This is a genomic window from Azospirillum lipoferum, from assembly GCF_024170005.1.
Lineage (GTDB): Bacteria > Pseudomonadota > Alphaproteobacteria > Azospirillales > Azospirillaceae > Azospirillum > Azospirillum lipoferum.
In genome coordinates, this window is sequence record NZ_JALJXJ010000027.1 from 1 (window position 1) to 14,343 (window position 14,343).

The following is a 14,343-nucleotide window of genomic DNA, read 5'->3' on the forward strand; positions in this document are numbered from 1 at the left end:
TCACCGCCACCAAGTACAGAAAGCCGCGTTGCATGGGAATATAGGTGATGTCGCTGCACCACACCTGATCGGGGCGGTCGATGGTCAGGTCGCGTCGCAGGTACGGCCAGATCTTGTGTTCGGGATGTGGCACTGTCGTCTTCGGGCGCTGGTAAACCGCCTGCAAGCCCATCTGCACCATCAGGCGGCGAACCCGCTTGCGGTTACCTGATGGCCGTGCCGGCGCAGATGCCGAGTCATCTGCCGGCTGCCATACCAGGGCGTTTCCAGGAACTGCCCGTCGATCAGCCGCATCAACTCCAGGTTCTCGGTCGGCTCGCCTTTGCCCGGCCCGTAGTAGCTGGACCGGCTGATGGAAACCAGCTCGCACTGTCGGGTGATCGACAACTGCGGATGCTCCGGCTCGATCAGCTCCCGCCTCCGACCGATGCTCATCGACCGGAGGCCTTGCGCAAAAAATCCCGCTCCACGACCAACTGGCCCATCATTGCGTGCAGCTTCTCCACCTCGCCCTGATGGCTGGTTTCAGCCGCTTCAGCCTTGCCGGAGAACACACCAGCCATCCCCTCCATCGCCTGCTTCTTCCAGGCGTTGATCAGCGTCTGGTGTACGCCGTGCTTGGAGACCAACTGCGATACCGTAAGCTCGCCCCGGATCGCCTCCAGCGCCACCTTCGCTTTGAACTCTGCAGAATACCGCTTCCGTTTCCCCGTCATCGGGGGTCCGTCCTTCTTCCTGGGCGAACCAAGCTTATCCGACTGTCCGGGAAACGGGGACCACTTCACTCCATCGCCTCAGGGCAAAATCCGTCAGCAGGCCGAGTTCTGCGCCAAAGTCGCGAACAGGTACTCAGACTTGGCGCGAAACCCGACGGAACCCTAAAGATCGGAAAGCTGCGAAAGAGAGGTGCTGGCGCACCGGTCGACCGAGGATGTCAACCCATCGCGCGCCTTGCGGGATTCCGAGAGGATCCAGCCGCGGAAAGCCTGCGTCCGGGGGTCGTCCAGCCGGCTTTCATGGATTAGCAGGTAATATTCGCCGGCGCTGCGCACCTCGGATGGCAGCGGCATCGCCAGTTCGGCGCGACGGTCGTATTGCGCCAGCAGGATGTCGGGCACGATGGCGATCCCGCGGCCCTGGCGGGCGGCGTCCAGCGACATGAAAAAATGGCCGAACTCCAGCTCGCCGCCGGTTCCGGCCACGGCTTGTCCGCCGGTCGCCTTCAGCCAGTCCGGCCAGGCGTGCCGGCGGCTGGAGGTGTGGATCAGCGGCAGGCGCACCACCGGCCGCCCGTCCTCCAGCATCGCCTCGCCCGCAAGCTCCGGCGCGCAGGCCGGGCGGAGGATATCGGGGAACAGTTCGTCGGCCTGCACGCCATCCCAGCTCGTCACCATGTCCAGGTCGATGCGCGGCTGCCCGCGTTCGTAGCGGCGGCCCGGGATGCGGCCGACGCGGATCGCGATGTCGGCCTCGTGCGCCAGCAGGTTCGACGGCTCGATCGACGAGATGATCCGCACCTCGACGCCGGGGTTGGCCTGCGTGAACAGATGCAGGCGCGGCATCAGCCACAGCGACGCGATGGTCGGCAGGATCGAGATGGTCAGCGTGCGCATCGTCCGCGACCGGCCGATCCGCTGCGCCGAGCGCTCCAGCTCACCCAGGCAGTCGCGGACGGTGCGGGCGAAATCTTCCCCCTCCGGCGTCAGTTCGATCCGCCGGGTCATGCGGCGGAACAGCTGACAATCCAGCGCCAGTTCGAGGTCGCGCACCTGCCGGCTGATCGCGCCCTGGGTCAGGTGCAGCTCGTCGGCCGCCAACGTGAAGGAGAGGTGCCGCGCGGCGGCGTCGAACCCGCGCAGGGTGTTGAGCGGCGGCAGCGGTCGTTTCGGCATCGGCATGGCCTCCCATGGATGAGCCTAGGTCATGCATAGGGGCCGAACAAGTCGTTTGTGAGGTCCGGTGTCCTCCGGCACGCTTCCTGTCACTGAACCGTCAGAGTTCAAAGGAAACAGGGCAAGCGCGAGGGTTACCGTGACACGAACAGCCATGACACGACAGACAAGGGGCGATCCCGGTAAGATTTGGACGCTCGAAGTCAGCGGCATTGCCAAGAATTACGGGGCGACCTGCGCGCTCCGCAACGCCTCGTTGCGGCTGCGGCCGGGAAAGGTCCATGCGCTTCTTGGCGAGAACGGCGCCGGCAAGAGCACGCTGGTGAAGATCGTCGTCGGCGCGATCCAGCCCGACCGCGGACGGATCGCGCTGAACGGCGTTCCGACCCTCTTCGCCGGGGTGCGGCAGGCGATTGCCGCCGGGGTGATCCCGATCTACCAGCACCTCAGCCTGTTCCCCCATCTGTCGGTGCTGGAGAACCTGTCGGCCTTCGCCATCGCAGGCGCGGCGGGGCTGCGCGCCCGGCCGGCGCTGGTGCCGCGGGCCACGGCGCGGGCCTGGCTGGACGCGGTCGGCCTCGGCTGCGACCTCGACCTTCCGGTCGAGCGGCTGTCGGTCGGCGAGCGCCAGCTGGTGGAGATCGCCCGCGGGCTGGGGCAGCGCTGCACGCTGCTGGTGCTGGACGAGCCGACCGCAGCCCTGACCCATGACGAGACCGACCGGCTGTTCGGCGTGGTCCGCCGCCTGTGCGCGGAGGGCACCGCCGTCCTCTTCATCAGCCACAAGTTCGACGAGATCGAGGCGTTGGCCGACGATGTCACCGTCCTGCGCGACGGCGTCGCGGTGATCGACGCCGAACCGCTGGCCTCGCTCAGCCGCGCCGAGCTGGTCCGCGCCATGTTGGGCGACATGGTGGAGCCCGGTGACCGCGCTCTGCCGCAGCCGGGCGGTCCGGTACTGACCGCGACCGGATTGCGGCTGGGGCCGGCTGACGCTGCCGCCGACATCACCGTGCGGGCGGGCGAGATCGTCGGGCTGGCCGGGCTGGTCGGTTCGGGCGCCCTGGAACTGGCGGCGGCATTGGCGGGGGCCCGGCCGGTCGCCGCCGGCACGCTCGCGGTGCGGGGGGAGGCCCTGCCGGCGGGCGACCGCGTGCGCGCCGTCGCCGCCGGGGTCGGCTACGTCCCCGCCGACCGCCATGCCGAGGGGCTGTTCGGCCCGCTGGCGGCGCTCCAGAACGCCTCCTCCTCGACCGTCGCGCTGTTCTCGCGCGGCGGGCTGCTGCGTCCGGGCGGCGAGGCGGCGGCGCTGATGCCCTGGCTGCGCCGGCTGAACCTGCACCCCTTCCAGCCGGAGCGTCCGGCCGCCGGATTCAGCGGCGGCAACCAGCAGAAGCTGCTGCTGTCGCGCAATCTGGCGGTGCCGGACCTGCGGGTCCTGGTGGTGCTGGAACCCACGCGGGGCGTCGACATCGCCGCGCGGGAAACCATCCACGACGCGCTGGTCGAGGCCGCCGGCCGGGGCGTCGCCGTCGTCGTCGCCTCCAGCGACCTCGACGAGGTCATGGCCCTGTCGCACCGCATCCTGGTCGTGCGGCACGGCAGCCTCGACGGCGAGCTGCCGCGCGGCACCGGCCGCGCCGCCCTGATGGACCGGCTGGCCGGACGGAGGGCGGCATGATGGCTCTGACCGGCGCCCGGCCGCGCCGCTTCTCCGGCCGTCTCAACCCGCCCGCCGCCGTCTGGGTCGTCCTGCTGCTGTTCTGCGTCTTCGCCCTGGCGGTGCCGCGCTTCGCCAGCGCCGGCAATCTGGAGAATCTGCTGCGGGTCGGTTCCATCCTCGGCATCGCCGCCTGCGGCCAGACCATCGTGCTGATCCTCGGCGGGATCGAGTTCTCCTTCGGCGCGTCGGCGGCGCTGGCCAGCGTGGTGACGGTGCTGGCCCTGCCGTCCGCCGGGGTGGCGGGCGGCTTCGCGGCCGGTGCCACGGCGGTGCTGCTGGTCGGCCTCGTCAACGGCACGCTGGTCGCGCGCTTTTCCCTGCCGCCCTTCCTCGTCACGCTCGGCATGCTGATGGTGGCCGGCGGCGGGGCGGCGGTTCTGGCCGGCGGCCTGCCGATCGACGCGCCGCCGAGCGACGCCTTCTCCTGGCCGGCGCGCGGCCGGGTCGCCGGCATCCCGGTGCCGATCCTGGCGGCGGCGGCAAGCTTCGCACTGCTGCACCTCCTGCTCGCCCACACCCGCGCCGGCCGGCTCTGGTACTTGGTCGGCGCCAACGGCACGGCGGCGCGGCTGTCCGGCATCACGGTGTGGCGGTCGGTGCTGGCGGGCTATCTGCTGGCCGGCGCCTTCTGCGCGCTTGCCGCTGTCATCCTGACCAGCCGGGTCGCCTCCGGCCAGCCCGGCCTCGCTCCCAACCTGCCCTTCGAGACCATCGCGGCCTGCGCCGTCGGCGGCATCCCGCTGGCGGGTGGGCAGGGCAGGGCGGTGCAGACCCTGTGCGGCGTGCTGGTCATCGCCATGCTGAACAACGCGGTGGTGCTGCTGAACCTGCCCGTCGCCTACCAGCAGCTGATGATCGCCGCGGTGATCCTCGGCGCGGTGCTCCTCCAGCAGGCGCCCCGGCTGCTTCTTCTGCTGCCGGTCCGGCCCGCCCGCCAGCCAGAGGAGGAGCGGTCATGAGCGCCCGTCTCCTGCGCCGCTCCGCCGATGGCCTGCGCGCCGCCGGCTCCGTCCTTCCCGTCCCTTTCCGGGTCGCGCCGCTCTGCCTGATCCTGGCGGTCGCGGTGTTCGCGGCCACCGCGCCGCGCTTCCTCAGCCTGGGTAACGCCGCCAACATCGGGGCGCAGGTCTGGGTCCTCGCCCTGCTCGCCATCGGCCAGATGTTCGTGCTGGCGACCCGGGGCTTCGACATCTCGGTCGGCGCCGTCGCCGCCCTGTCCAGCGTCTGCGCGGCGATGGCCTGCAACGGCTGGGGCCTGCCCGGGCTGGCCGCCGGGGCGTTGGCCGGGCTGCTCTGCGGGCTGATCAACGGCGCGCTGGTCGGTATGCTCGGCCTCCAGCCGGTGGTGGCGACGCTGGGCAGCCTGATCGCAGTGCGCGGCCTGTCGCTGCTGATCACCGGCGACGGGCAGGTGGTGCCGCTCGACGCGGCCAGCGCGGTGACCCGTCTCGGCTTCGAGCCGATGCCGGTCCTGCCCGCCGCGAGCTGGGCGGCGCTGGTCCTGGCGGTCGGGGCGGCCCTGCTGGTCGGCCGCAGCCTCGCCGGCCGGCGCATCCTGATGGCCGGCTCGAACCCCGAGGCGGTGGCGCTGGTCGGCGTCGACACCCGGCGCGTCCAGCTCTGGGCCTATGGCCTGTGCGGCCTGTTCGCCGGCCTCGCCGGGGTGCTGATGACGGTCCGCGCCGGCTCCGGCCTGCCGACCGAGGGGGCGGGGATGGAGCTTCAGGCCATCGCCGCCGCGGTCATCGGCGGGACCGCGCTCAGCGGCGGCATCGCCAGCGTGGCCGCCGTCGTGATCGGGGCCGCCTTCATCCAGGTGCTGCTGACCGGCCTCAACCTCCAGGGCGTCTCGCCCTTCGTCGCCCAGATCGCCGTCGGGGTGGTCATCATCGCCTCCGGCCTTCTCGAAACGCTTCTGCGCTCTCTGCCGTCCTTCCACTCCCAATCAAGGACACGGACATGACCCGCTCCCCGATCCGCATCGCCGGAAGCCTCGCCGCCCTCCTGCTGTTCTCCACCGCGCCGGCCCTGGCGCAGGACAAGGCCATCGGCTTCGCCATCCCCAACCTCGCCTCGTCCTTCTGGATCTCCGCCGTCTATGGGGCGGAGCAGGAGGCCAGGGCCGCCGGCGTCACGCTGGTCAAGCTGAACGCCGGCGGCGACGCCAACAGCAGCCAGCAGATCGCCCAGATCCAGGATCTGGCCCAGCGCGGCGTCGCCGCCATCATCGTCGGCGCCACCAACGGCGACGCGGTGCGGGCGGTGGTGGAGCAGGCGGTCGGCCGCGGTATCCCGGTGGTCGGCATCTCCTCGCCGCCCAACAGCGACCGGCTCAGCGCGACGGTCAGCGCCGACCATTACGACATGGGCCGCCTCCAGGCGCGCTGTCTGGCCCAGGCCATCGGCGGCAAGGGCGAGGTGGCGATGATGGCCGGGCCGACCGGGCAGGCCTGGTCCGACCTGCGGGCCAAGGGCTTCCGCGAGACGCTGGCGAAGGAGGCGCCGGGGGTGACGGTCGTCGCCGAATCCCGGCTGGCCGACAACCGCAACGCCGCCCTGACCACGGCGGAGGACTGGACCCAGCGCTTCCCCGAGCTGAAGGGCGTCTACGCCGCCACCGACGACATGGCGGCCGGCGTGGTCGCCGCGATGAAGGCCGCCGGGCGCATGCCGGCGGTGCGGGTCTCGGCCTCCAATTTCAGCCCGACGGCGCAGCAACTGCTGAAGGACCGCGAGCTGGCCTGCACCTCCATCCAGCAGGTGGTGGCGCAGGGCCGCGCCGCCTTCACCCAGGCGCTGGCCGCCGCCGCGAAGAAGCCGGTCGAGGCCAAGGTCGTGCTGCCGGCGCTGCTCGTCACCTCTGACACGCTGGGCGAGGTCGATCTAAGCTCGGTCGTCGCCCCGGCCGACTACCGGCCCTGAACCAACGCTCCATTGGGCACCGACTGAAGGCAGGATCCGCGATGCTTCCCTCCCACAACCGCTTCCCCTACTCCGCGATCACCGACCGTCCCGACTTCTCCTGGCCGGGCGGCAAGCGGCTGGCCGTCTATGTGGCGCTCTGCATCGAGCATTTCCCCTACGGCAGCGGCCTTGGCCTGCCCTATTCGCCGGGCCTGAGCCATCCCAACAGCTACAATTGGGCGTGGCGGGAGTACGGCAACCGGGTCGGTGGCTGGCGGCTGATCGACCTGTTCGACGCCCACCGCCTGCCGCTGACGGTGCTGCTCAACACCGAATGCTACGAGCACTGCCCGGAGCTGGTCACGGCGCTGCGCCGCCGCGGCGACGAGATCGTTGCCCATGGCCGGACCAACGGCGAGCACCAGAACGGCATGAGCCTGGAAGAGGAGCGCCGCCTGATCGCCGAGGCGACCGAGGCGATCCGCCTGCACGAAGGCAAGCCCCCCGCCGGCTGGATGAGCCCCGGCGCCCACCCCAGCGCCAACACCGAGGATCTGCTGGCCGAAGCCGGCTACCGCTACACGCTGGACTGGCCGATAGACGACCAGCCGGTGTGGATGCGGACCACCGGCGGGCCGCTGCTGAGCGTGCCCTATCCGCACGAGGTGAACGACGTGCCAATGGTGGTGCTGCATGACGGCACGGCGCCGGCCTTCGCCGACATGGCCATCGACAATTTCGACGAGATGCTGCGCCAGTCCAAGGACCAGCCGCTCGCCTACGGCATCACCATCCACAGCTTCATCGTCGGCCAGCCCTTCCGCATCAAGCAGTTCCGTCGGGTGCTGGAGCATCTCGACGCCCACCGCGACGAGATCTGGTTCGCCACCGCCGGCCAGATCGCCGACCACTTCGCCGGGCTGATGCCGCCGCCGGCAACGACCGCGCCGGCCAGTCCCTGACCCGTTCCTGACGCCGGCCCCCCTCGGGCCGGCTCCCATCCGAGAGGTTCCATCATGACTGAGACGCCCCTTGGGCTGTCCCAAACCCCGGCGTGCGCCCGCGCTCTGCCCCCCCTGCGGGTCGCCGTCGCCGGCCTCGGCGCCGTCGGCCTGAAGATCGTCGAGGCGCTCGACGAAGGCCTCGACGGCTGCGTCCTGACCGCCGTTTCGGCCCGCGACAAGGTGGCGGCGGCGGACCGCCTGTCCGCCCTGACCCACCCGGTGCCGGTGGTGGACATCGGCGAGCTGGAGCCGCTCGCCGACCTTGTCGTCGAATGCGCCCCCGCAGCCCTGCTTCCGGCCATCGTCGAGCCGTTCCTCCGCGCCGGCAAGACGGCGGTGGTGCTCAGCTCCGGCGCGCTGCTGGCCAACGAAGGGCTGGTCGCCACCGCCCGCGCCCATGGCGGCCAGATCGTCGTGCCGACCGGGGCGCTGCTCGGGCTCGACGCGGTGACGGCGGCGGCGGAGGGGGAAATCCGCGCCGTGCGCATGGTGACGCGCAAGCCGGTGCGCGGGCTGGTCGGCGCCCCCTATCTGGTCGAGAACGGCATCGCTATCGAAGACATCACCGACCCGCTACGCATCTTCCACGGCACCCCGCGCGAGGCGGCGGTCGGTTTCCCGGCCAATCTGAACGTCGCGGTGGCGCTGTCGCTCGCCGGTATCGGCCCCGACCGCACGACGCTGGAGATCTGGGCCGATCCGGCGCTGGAGCGCAACACCCACCGCATCGAGGTCGAGGCGGATTCGGCAATCTTCACCATGGCGATCGAGAACATCCCGACCGACAACCCGAAGACCGGCCGCATCACCGCCCTGTCGGTGCTGGCCTATCTGCGCAAGCTGCGCGCGCCGCTGCGCGTCGGCTCCTGAGCGCCGGCCTTTTCAGAAAATCAAAAACAGAAGGGGGATTCGTCATGGATCTCGGACTTTCCGGCCGCACCGCGCTGGTGCTGGGCGCCGGGGGCGGGCTCGGCCGCGCCATCGCCCTGGGTCTGGCGCGCGAGGGCGCCAACCTCGTCATCGCCGACCGCGACGCGCCGTCGCTGGCCGCCACCAGCGCCGTCCTCGCCGACATTGCCAAGGCCGAAACCGCCGTACCCTGTCTCCCCATCGTCTGGGACCTGGGCGACGCGGCCGCCACCGACCGCAATATCGCCCTGGCCGAGGAGCGGTTCGGCGCAATCGACATCCTGGTCAACAACACCGGCGGCCCGCCGCCGTCGTCGGCCAGCGGCGTCGATCCGAAGATCTGGTCGGCGCAGTTCGAGGCGATGGTGCTGTCGGTCATCCGCATCACCGACCGGGTGCTGCCCGGCATGCGGCAGCGGCGCTGGGGCCGGATCGTCACCAGCGCCTCGTCGGGCGTCGTCGTGCCGATCCCCAACCTCGCCCTGTCCAACGCGCTGCGCCTGTCCCTGGTCGGCTGGTCCAAGTCGCTGGCCCGCGAGGTGGCGGCCGACGGCGTGACCGTCAACGTCGTTCTGCCCGGCCGCATCGCCACCGACCGCATCCGCTTCCTGGACGAGAGCAAGGCGGCGCGCGAGGGGCGGCCGGTTGCCGAGGTCGTCGCCGAGAGCACCGCCGCCATCCCGATGGCCCGGTACGGCGAGCCCCGCGAATACGCCGACGCCGTCGCTTTCCTGGCCAGCGAGCGCGCCGCCTATGTCACCGGCTCCACCCTGCGGGTGGACGGCGGCTACATCCCCAGCATTTGACAGTCCGAAGGATCCCCAGCATGAGCAGCAGCACCGACACGGTCCTCACCGCCGCGCAGCGCGAGGACATCCGCACCCGTTTCCTGGCCGTCGACACCTCCAACGTCGCCGACGTGCTCGACGTGATGGGCTGGCCCGACCAGGGGCTGGCGGCGGAATTCATGCCCTATCCCGCCACCGCCGGGCGGCTGGCCGGCTGGGCCTACACCATCCGCGGCCAGATGACACCCTATCCGCTGGGCGGCGACGCCGACAAGATGGCGGCCTGCCAGGGGCTGTCGCCCGGCGAGGTGTCGGTGTGGAGCGGCGACGGCGACGGCATCTGCTATTTCGGCGAGCTGATCGCCATCGGCATGAAGGAGCGCGGCAGCACCGGCGCACTGGTCGACGGTGGCATCCGTGACGTGCGCTGGCTCGGCCATCACGGCTTCCCGGTCTACGCCCGCTACCGCACGCCGGTGCAGTCGATCGGCCGCTGGAAGGTCAACGCCTGGCAGGTTCCGGTTTTCCTGCGCGGGGCGACGGTGGAGCGCGTGCGGATCGAGCCGGGCGACTTCATCCTGGCCGACGAGGACGGCGCGCTCGCCATCCCGGCAGCCATCGTTCCGAAGGTGCTGGCGGAATCGGAGGCGCTGACCGCGACCGAGATCCGCATCCGCGAGGAACTGTCGAACGGCCTGACCCTGGCGCAGGCGCTGGAACGCTACGGCCACGTCTGACGCCCTGTCGGACGGCCCTGTTTCCGCCCGCCGGAGACGGGGCCGTTTCGGGAGTGCCACTGCCGCCATCCCCTGCGCCGCGACACCATTGTTGAAAGGACCCCAGCATGATCGCCGCGTCTCCCCGCGACCCTGCCCAGGCTGTCGCGACCGCCCTGGCCGCGGCGCGTGCCAGCCGGCTCAATGCTTTCATCGAGCTGTTCCCCGACGCGGAGGAGTGGGCGCGGGCTCTGTCGGCGGCTTCGGCGGACGGTCCGCGACCGGCGCTCTGGGGTCTGCCTTTCGCCCACAAGGACGTGTTCGTCACCGCCGGGCGGCAGCCGACGGTGGGGGTCGGGCATGGCTATCGCTGGGGTGGAGAGCGGACCAGCGTGGCGCTCGACCGTCTGGCGGCGGCGGGAGCCATCGCCATCGGGGCCCTGAACCTCGACCCGCACTGCTATGCCGCCACCGGGTTGAACCCCTATTTCGGGCGGGTGCTGAATCCGGTGGATGCGCGGTTTGCCGTCGGCGGGTCGTCGAGCGGATCGGCGGCGGCGGTTGCGGCCGGCATCGTGCCCTTCGCACTCGGCACCGACACCGGCGGGTCGGTGCGCATTCCGGCCGCCCTGTGCGGCGTCCTCGGCTTCAAGCCAACCGCCGGGGCCATCCGCGACCCCGGCATCGCGCCGCTGTCGCCGTCGCAGGACGCGATCGGCCTCATCGCCCGCGATCCCGCTCTGCTGCGTGCGGTGTTCGCGGCGTTGCGCGACCCGGCGTCCGGGGAGCAGCACGAGGCTCCTCTGCGCGTCGGCCCTCTGTGTCTCGGTCTGCCGACGGAGTGGCTCCGGACCGGGGTCGAGCCGGAGGTCGCCGCGGTCATCCAGTCCGTCCTGCGCCGGATGACAGAGGACGGAGCGCTGGCGGTCAAGGTCGCCCTGCCGCCGCTCGATGTGCTGAACGCCTGCGCCGGGACCATCACCTCGTTCGAGGCGTCCGCCCTGCACCGGACGAGGCTGGTGGAGCGTCCGGACTGGTACCCGGCGGCGGTGCGGCGGCGTCTGGTCGCGGCGGCCGAGGTGGGGCGCGACGCCTACGACCGGGCATTGCGCGACCGCGATGCCCATCGGGCGGCGGTGATCCAGGGGGCTTTCGCTGCGGCGGACGTCCTGCTCTGTCCGGTGATCGGCGGGCCGGCTCCGCGTCTGGACGTTGTCGACGACGACGACGAGACCATTGCCGGCGCCACCACCCTGGCCTTCCTGCGCTTCAACCGTCCCTTCAGTCTCCTTGGCCTGCCGACGCTGGCGCTGCCGGCCGGCCGCGACCGCAACGGGATGCCGGTGGGGGTCCAGATCGTCGGGCGGCCGGGCGCGGACGATTTGATTCTCTCCATCGCCGAACGGTTCGGCGGACCGCCGGATGGGTCCGCCTGACCGTGGCGGCGGCGCTCACCCCGCCTTGGCGGCCATCGCCTCGATCTCCACCAGCCAGCCCGGTTCCACCAGGCCGGCCACCTGCACACGGGTGCGCACCGGAATATTCGGGGTCCCGGCGGTGCCGAAAGCCTCCGCGTAGGCGCGGGAAAAGCCCTGGAAATCGGCATGCCCACCCAACTGCGCGTCGCCGACCAGGAAGGCCTGGACCTTGACCACATCGTTCAGGCCATAGCCGCGCCGTTCCAGCGTAGCCTTCAACTCCGCCAGGATGTTGCGGGTCTGGACTTCCGTGTCGCCATAGGCCTCGGCTCGGTCGCTCGGAACGGAGCTGTCGATGACCGGCGGCGTCAGCCCGCTCAGCATCAGGAATTCGGTTCCATCGACCGGCACCCGCACCGATTCCAGGAACTGGGGCCGGTAGGGCGAGGACTCATCCAGCGCGTAGCGTTCAATTCCTTTTGCCAAGGCAATTCCTCCATTGTCGATGCTGAAAGCCTCGGGCCAAACCTCCGCGTTCGGCCAGTTTCCGACAAACGATTTATCCGGCCTCCATGCATGAGGAGGACTCATGCATCGCGATTTCAGTGGCGGGCCGCGGGGCGTCTTCCAGCGCTGCGACCGCTCAGTCCCGCCCGCCTGACCGAAGCCGGGCGCATGTCCCAGCCTCCAATCCGGGCGAAGCTGGCGGCGGACAGCGCCGCGGTTCCGGCAGGTTTCGCGCCAGCTTGCCGGAGCCTGGAACCGGACGTCCAGGCGGTGCTCGTGCTCGACCACGCGTGCATGCCACTCTTCGCGCAGAGGGCGTTGCCGCCAGCCGGGGCCGGGTGGCGCGTCTGATGCGCCGGCACGGCATCCGGGGTGCCGCCGCACGCCGGTTCCGGCCCGTCACGACCGACAGCCGCCATGGCCTTCCGGTCGCTCCCGATCTGCTGGGCCAGGCCTTCCAGGTGGCCGAGCCCAACCGGGTCTGGCTTGCCGACATCACCTATTTGCCCACTGCTGAAGGCTGGCTGTATCTGGCGGCTGTCCTCGACTTGGCGACCCGGAAGATCGTTGGATGGGCGATGCGCGACCATATGCGCGCCGAACTCACCACCTCGGCTCTGGTGATGGCCATCCAGCGCCATCGGCCGTCTGTGGGTCTCATCCAGCATTCCGATCGCGGCAGTCAGTATGCTTCCCGGGACTACCGGGATCTGTTGCAGGCGGCCGGGATGCGGCAGTCCATGTCGCGCAAGGGCTGCTGCTACGACAATGCTCCCATGGAGAGCTTCTTCCACACCCTCAAGGTCGCGTTGGTCCATCGTACCCGGTTCGAAACCCGCGACCAGGCGCGCCGGGAGGTGTTCGCCTACATCGAAACCTACTACAATCGCCAACGCGCCCACTCGGCTATCGGAGACATCACCCCCGAACAGGCCGAGCTAAGATCTGCGTGAACCCGTGTCCACCCAACCGGGGCAAGATCACCAGCCGCGTGCTGATGAGCGCGGACCACGGTGCTGTCCACGAAGTGCAGGCTCCAGTCCGCCCGACCTGGCGGTCGGCACGGGCCTGCAAGGCTTCCAGGATGCGCTGCCAGAGGCCGGCGCGGTGCCAGCGGTAGAACCGGCTCGACACCGTGCCGAACGTCCCATAGCGCTCCGGCAAATCCCGCCATGGCGCTCCGCTGCGGATGGTCAACAGCATGCTGTTGACCATCCGCCGGTGAGAGTGGTTCGGCCGTCCAGTGCGAGGTTTTTCGGGAGGAAGGTGCGGCTCCAGCCGCTCCCATTGTGCATCAGTCAGATCGTAACGTCCCATCCAGCACAAATGGGGAACCTTCCTTCAACCTGCTACCCCTTTGCCGACACGGCCTAGTGCCTGCTGCGCCTGCTGTGCTGCGCGCATCACTAATGAACGGAGCCACCGATGGCCGCGCTGGCTTTCCAGTTCGGGGCTCCAGACTACATCGAGACCAAATTTGCGTGGCTCTCCGTCGATTTCTATGATCCGCAACGGTGCATAACGGCCAAGCCATTTGGCAAGCATTTCCGGTACCACGGCGATACGCTCTGACTCCGCGACGGCTATGCCGAGGACTGCATAGTGTTCGAATGCCCATGCGGCATCGTTCTCGAGGTCGGCTGCAGCCGTTAGCAAATGATGGGTGTTGCTGGGGAAGTGGACGTCCATCGAAAACTTGAACTGCGGCAACGAGCGGATGCGGTCGGCACCGAGAGTCTCGGGCAAAGAGCTGCCGGCGCGCGCGATGCAGACAAAGCGATCGTCGAGCAGTTCGAGCGAACCGTGCGTCTTGCCCAGGTGGCGCGAAAGCGCCCGCGGCAGGATAACGAGGTCCATCTGTGACAGATCATGCATGCGCTTGATGTCTATGCCGACGAATTCAATACGGTGAGGGGCGTGCAACGCGTCGCAAATCTCTATCATCTGCGGGGTCAGTATAGCGGTGATATAGTCCGCGGTCACGATCCGCGCCGTCATGGATTCCACCATAGGGTCGAAAGGTCTGGCACCTGACAACATTTCATCCAGATCCGCCAAGAGCGATTTTACAGGGCCGATCAGTTCCGCGCTTCTTTCGGTGAGCATCGGGACGCGTCCCGCCATAACGATCAGCTCATCGCCAAATATTGTCCTTAGCTGCTGGATCGCCTGACTCACGGCCGGCTGGGTGAGGTTCAGCTCCCGCGCCGCCTGCCCGATTCTTCTCGTTTCCAGTACGGCGGCCAGGATCGGGAGGAGGTTGAGGTTCGTTCGCCGCAGCCGCAGGAGCAATTCGCGGTTGGGCAGCGACAGTGAGTTCAACAAGTCGTTCTGACCTCGTTCTGCGTCGATGTGCCCGCCAGGACGATCCCTCGTCGCCATCATGCTCCCTCCCTCCCTGCATCGTTTTCGACGTCAATAATTCGTTGTTCCCTCTTTCGTGCGCCGAGGCAAGCCGGACCATGCACATAAGTCTTGCTTA

12 protein-coding genes and 3 pseudogenes are annotated in these 14,343 nt (G+C 69.6%); 10 read left to right on the forward strand and 5 right to left on the reverse strand.

Annotation, left to right across the window (positions count from 1 at the left end):
* Both J2848_RS34470 and J2848_RS34475 read right to left on the reverse strand, forming a co-directional pair.
* Positions 1 to 716, reverse strand: a pseudogene (locus tag J2848_RS34470) (IS3 family transposase); the annotation flags it as partial.
* Between the two features lie 162 nt (positions 717 to 878).
* Positions 879 to 1,892, reverse strand: coding sequence for a LysR substrate-binding domain-containing protein (locus J2848_RS34475; RefSeq protein WP_170307297.1), 1,014 nt, complete (start codon positions 1,890 to 1,892; stop codon positions 879 to 881).
* 154 nt (positions 1,893 to 2,046) lie between these two features.
* Between J2848_RS34475 and J2848_RS34480 the strand changes: the two genes are divergently transcribed.
* From J2848_RS34480 to J2848_RS34520, 9 genes are all read left to right on the forward strand, one after another.
* Entirely contained in the window at positions 2,047 to 3,573 is a 1,527-nt protein-coding gene (locus J2848_RS34480; RefSeq protein ID WP_149235370.1) for a sugar ABC transporter ATP-binding protein, read from the forward strand.
* Positions 3,570 to 4,574 (forward strand): ABC transporter permease, encoded by a 1,005-nt coding sequence (locus tag J2848_RS34485; RefSeq protein WP_149235369.1) that lies wholly within the window; start codon positions 3,570 to 3,572, stop codon positions 4,572 to 4,574. The genes J2848_RS34480 and J2848_RS34485 overlap by 4 nt, the downstream gene beginning before the upstream one ends.
* A complete protein-coding gene (locus J2848_RS34490) occupies positions 4,571 to 5,578 on the forward strand; it encodes an ABC transporter permease (protein ID WP_149235368.1) in 1,008 nt (335 codons plus the stop codon). Before J2848_RS34485 ends, J2848_RS34490 begins: the two co-directional genes overlap by 4 nt.
* Positions 5,575 to 6,537: a substrate-binding domain-containing protein gene (locus J2848_RS34495; RefSeq protein ID WP_149235367.1), complete on the forward strand. Its 963-nt coding sequence runs from the start codon at positions 5,575 to 5,577 to the stop codon at positions 6,535 to 6,537. The genes J2848_RS34490 and J2848_RS34495 overlap by 4 nt, the downstream gene beginning before the upstream one ends.
* A gap of 41 nt (positions 6,538 to 6,578) precedes the next feature.
* Positions 6,579 to 7,481, forward strand: a complete 903-nt coding sequence (locus J2848_RS34500) for a polysaccharide deacetylase family protein (protein ID WP_149235366.1) — start codon at positions 6,579 to 6,581, stop codon at positions 7,479 to 7,481.
* A 54-nt stretch (positions 7,482 to 7,535) separates the two neighbouring features.
* Entirely contained in the window at positions 7,536 to 8,393 is an 858-nt protein-coding gene (locus tag J2848_RS34505) for an aspartate dehydrogenase (RefSeq protein WP_149235365.1), read from the forward strand.
* Positions 8,394 to 8,437: 44 nt separating this feature from the next.
* A complete protein-coding gene (locus J2848_RS34510) occupies positions 8,438 to 9,238 on the forward strand; it encodes an SDR family oxidoreductase (protein WP_149235364.1) in 801 nt (266 codons plus the stop codon).
* Between the two features lie 20 nt (positions 9,239 to 9,258).
* On the forward strand, positions 9,259 to 9,957 hold the full coding sequence (locus J2848_RS34515; protein WP_149235363.1) for an RraA family protein: 699 nt from the start codon (positions 9,259 to 9,261) through the stop codon (positions 9,955 to 9,957).
* 107 nt (positions 9,958 to 10,064) lie between these two features.
* Positions 10,065 to 11,372: an amidase gene (locus J2848_RS34520; RefSeq protein ID WP_149235362.1), complete on the forward strand. Its 1,308-nt coding sequence runs from the start codon at positions 10,065 to 10,067 to the stop codon at positions 11,370 to 11,372.
* Between the two features lie 15 nt (positions 11,373 to 11,387).
* On the opposite strand, the gene J2848_RS34525 is transcribed toward J2848_RS34520, so the two are convergent.
* Entirely contained in the window at positions 11,388 to 11,840 is a 453-nt protein-coding gene (locus J2848_RS34525; protein ID WP_170307296.1) for a RidA family protein, read from the reverse strand.
* Between the two features lie 305 nt (positions 11,841 to 12,145).
* Here J2848_RS34525 and J2848_RS34530 point away from each other — a divergent pair.
* Positions 12,146 to 12,814 (forward strand): annotated as a pseudogene (locus J2848_RS34530) (IS3 family transposase); the annotation flags it as partial.
* Between the two features lie 29 nt (positions 12,815 to 12,843).
* Here J2848_RS34530 and J2848_RS34535 read toward each other — a convergent pair.
* Positions 12,844 to 13,178 (reverse strand): annotated as a pseudogene (locus tag J2848_RS34535) (IS5 family transposase); the annotation flags it as partial.
* A gap of 24 nt (positions 13,179 to 13,202) precedes the next feature.
* Positions 13,203 to 14,246, reverse strand: coding sequence for a LysR family transcriptional regulator (locus J2848_RS34540; protein ID WP_149235359.1), 1,044 nt, complete (start codon positions 14,244 to 14,246; stop codon positions 13,203 to 13,205).
* Positions 14,247 to 14,343 lie beyond the last annotated feature (97 nt).